Raw genomic sequence first — 3,056 nt, 5'->3', positions numbered from 1 at the left:
AAACGAGCAAAGCCTGACAAGAAAGGCACTCGCGCTCAGTTCGGTACGCCTCTCTCTGCGCCAGCAACACGTTGTTTTTCAACAATATCAGTCTTGAAACGCGCTTTCGCCGCAACTGCAAACACTGAAACCGTATACGCGACAGAACTGTGGACAAACCTGCCATCCGCTTTTCACTACTCAGGTGAAAAGGGCTCCAAAACTCCAAATGGCACAGGTGTCTCCTCCTCGAGAGTTTGCTGGAACTCCGCAATCTTGCCGAAGATCACTGGCAACACCCAAGTTGCTTCGCTCTGAATCGGATATTCCTCTTTGGGATCGGTGATGAGGTTGTGCACACGAGGCACGTTGAGCGGACGTGGCTCGCTGTTCATGTTTTCTAGTTCCACCAAATGCAGCTTCCAATTTCGCCACTTGTAGCCATAGACATCATCGTTGTTGTAAATGATGAACCCTTCGCGGTTCGAATTGTCCTGCTCACCAAGGAAGAAACCTAACTGGTCTACACCATCAATAATACGGTCTTGGGGTACGCTGTACCCAGCTACGCTGCCCAATGTCGGCAACATATCCACGAGATGTACGACCTCGTTGCTTTTGTTGCCCGCTGCAACTTTGCCGGGCCAACGGATCAGGAAGGGAACTCTGAGCGATCCTTCCCAGGCCGTAAAGTACGCGCCCCTCCATGGTCCTGCGGTGCCATGCCATGGTTCGAAATACTCGGGCCCATTGTCACTCAACCAGATCACGACAGTATTGTCTTTTACCCCCAATTCACTGATTGCATCGAGGACTTGCCCTGAACGAAAGTCGATCTCCGCCAACACATCTGCGTAATGACCATTACCTGTGATCCCGTCGAAGTCGGGATGAGGCAAGGTTGGAAGGTGCGGCTGCGTAAAGGGTACAAAGGCGAAGAACGGAGTTTCGCTCGCCACAGATCGTTGAATGAAGTCAATCGTGCGTTCGGTCAGTTCACCATCAATCGTGCGTCGAGTTTCTACAGTGTAGGCTTTGACATCGCGGGGAGCCTCATCGCGCTTCGCTTCTTGGATCATCGGTTGACCACTGACTGAAGCATCAAACTGAAACTGGGAGGAGTATTCGGACTCATCCGTCGTATTTGCCACACCGTACCACTCGTCAAATCCTTGATCCGTTGGGAAGCGCCCCGACATATCGCCAAGATGCCATTTGCCGAACATGCCCGTGGCATAGCCAACGTCTGAGAACAACTCGGCCATGGTCACTTCCCAATTGACCATCCCGTAAGGAACGCCCCAAACGACTTTGGTTGTTGCGGATCGGATTGGTCGGCGCCCGGTCATTAGCGCCGAGCGACTAGGGGTGCATTGAGGTTCGACATTGAAGTTTAGAAGCTGCATACCCTCCGAGGCCAATTCATCCAGCCGGGGCGTTTCGGCACCCCGCAAGGCACCTCCGCCATAAGCTCCAAGTTCGCCCCACCCCAGATTGTCAACCATCATGATGACAACGTTGGGTTTTGCGCTCTGTGCCGAGGCGAAGCCAACAAATTGCAGTGTCGTCACGAGTGATAAGGCAACTATGCGGATGGTTGCGATCATCTGGAAGTCCTCCGCTGGGTACTCAGGGCCGGTGCTCTAGAGTGTGGGACCCTATGGCTTTTCGTTTGGTGTGATTGTTCAAGTGTAGGACAAATGTCCTAAAAAATGCAATCATTGCCTTGCTTATGAAAATCTCGCTATCAGGTGACCATGACGACAAAGATCGAAGACTATGTTCCCGACGAGGTAACTGTCATGTTGCGCGAACTTGTCGTTCAACGCCCCGTTCCTTTGTCCACAGATGATCTGCCTGGCAGTGCGAGTACTAAAAGGCGCATTCTTGACGCCGCATTTTCGCTCTTTATTGAAGCCCGGATTGATGATTTCACGATGCGCAATCTCGCGAACCGTATCGACATGCGTGTCGGCAATCTGACGTATCACTACAAGACGAAATCCAAACTTCTCGAGGCGCTTGCCCAGGATCGGCTGGCGACCTATGCGGAAGAAATTCTCGCCACATTGCAACTGAGCGAGCCATCGCCACGGCGGGCACTTGATAGAATTGTCTCATTATTGGTTCAGGACTTACGCCGACCTGAAATTGCTTTCTTCCCGCAACTCTGGGCACTCGCCTTGTTCGATCCTGTTGCTGAAAGATTGATGGACCAAATACATGAACTGGAGCGACGGGTCTTTGCCGGGCTCGTGAGGACGTGCAGGCCCGATTGGTCCGATGTGCAATGCGATGCATTCTCGCTTCATATCACCGCTGCGATAGAAGGGCTGACACTGTTCATCGGGCGGAACAAGCAAACCAAAGGGGTCTACGCTTCACCGGACGAAGAAATCCATCGGGCTATGACACACATTCTCGAGGGATAGATTTCGAGGCTTTCTTGAGCTGAAAATGACTATTCGGAAAGTCTGCCAATTACACTTTGGGCTCGAAGCCGCCTTGTGGCAGTGCAGCACTATCTCGGGAATGATCGCGAATTGAATGTCGGCTTCAAGTGAAACCACATGGCCTACTTGCACCCGCAGAGAAAGCCGGCAATCCGCCCACCTTACTAGTTCATGCGTTCCGCAGCATTTGGCACTTTGGGCTCAGAACGGTCATCTGACAACTTCTGTCAGCCATCAAATATCCGGTGTTCGAACCTTTCAGATTCTGCACCACTAAGGAACCGTTTTTTCAGGGGCAATAATAAGAACAAAAAATCCCCCTCATTTTTGAAGTCGGCTTCTAAAACCCCATACCCCTTAGATTCCGGTTAAGATTTCTGCCAATAGGCCAAGGTTCTGTGTCCATATGCTGAGGGTGGCGGAAATGGTGGCAATGAAGTCGATCTCGGCTTTTGGCAGGCAACTGCCTCAACGTCTAAGAACCTAAAGGATACCACCAGCATGATTATCGGATACGCAAGAACTTCTACACTGTGTCCGCCATCAGCACCCATGGAACAGACTAGGTTGATTGCGTAGCGGAGGATTTCAGGCTCATCGTAACCATCAGAGAGTGGAGATGAG

The 3,056-nt window shown here is 51.6% G+C and carries 2 protein-coding genes; one reads left to right on the top strand and one right to left on the bottom strand.

What is annotated here, in order from left to right; translation table 11 throughout:
- Positions 1–176 precede the first annotated feature (176 nt).
- A complete protein-coding gene (locus tag ACR0AM_RS21480) occupies positions 177–1,586 on the bottom strand; it encodes an arylsulfatase (RefSeq protein WP_480623984.1) in 1,410 nt (469 codons plus the stop codon).
- A 150-nt stretch (positions 1,587–1,736) separates the two neighbouring features.
- Here ACR0AM_RS21480 and ACR0AM_RS21475 point away from each other — a divergent pair, with 150 nt between their 5' ends.
- Positions 1,737–2,411: a TetR/AcrR family transcriptional regulator gene (locus ACR0AM_RS21475; RefSeq protein ID WP_480623983.1), complete on the top strand. Its 675-nt coding sequence runs from the start codon at positions 1,737–1,739 to the stop codon at positions 2,409–2,411.
- The last annotated feature ends 645 nt before the right edge of the window (positions 2,412–3,056 follow it).

The organism is Ruegeria sp. AD9 (genome assembly GCF_056542305.1).
Note: the sequence above shows the minus strand (reverse complement) of the source record. Positions and strands in the feature narration are given on the sequence as shown.

Excerpts from the sequence above, each read along its gene's own strand:
- ACR0AM_RS21475 (WP_480623983.1), top strand. The coding sequence starts at position 1,737 with ATGACGACAAAGATCGAAGACTATGTTCCCGACGAGGTAACTGTCATG.
- ACR0AM_RS21480 (WP_480623984.1), bottom strand. The coding sequence starts at position 1,586 with ATGATCGCAACCATCCGCATAGTTGCCTTATCACTCGTGACGACACTG.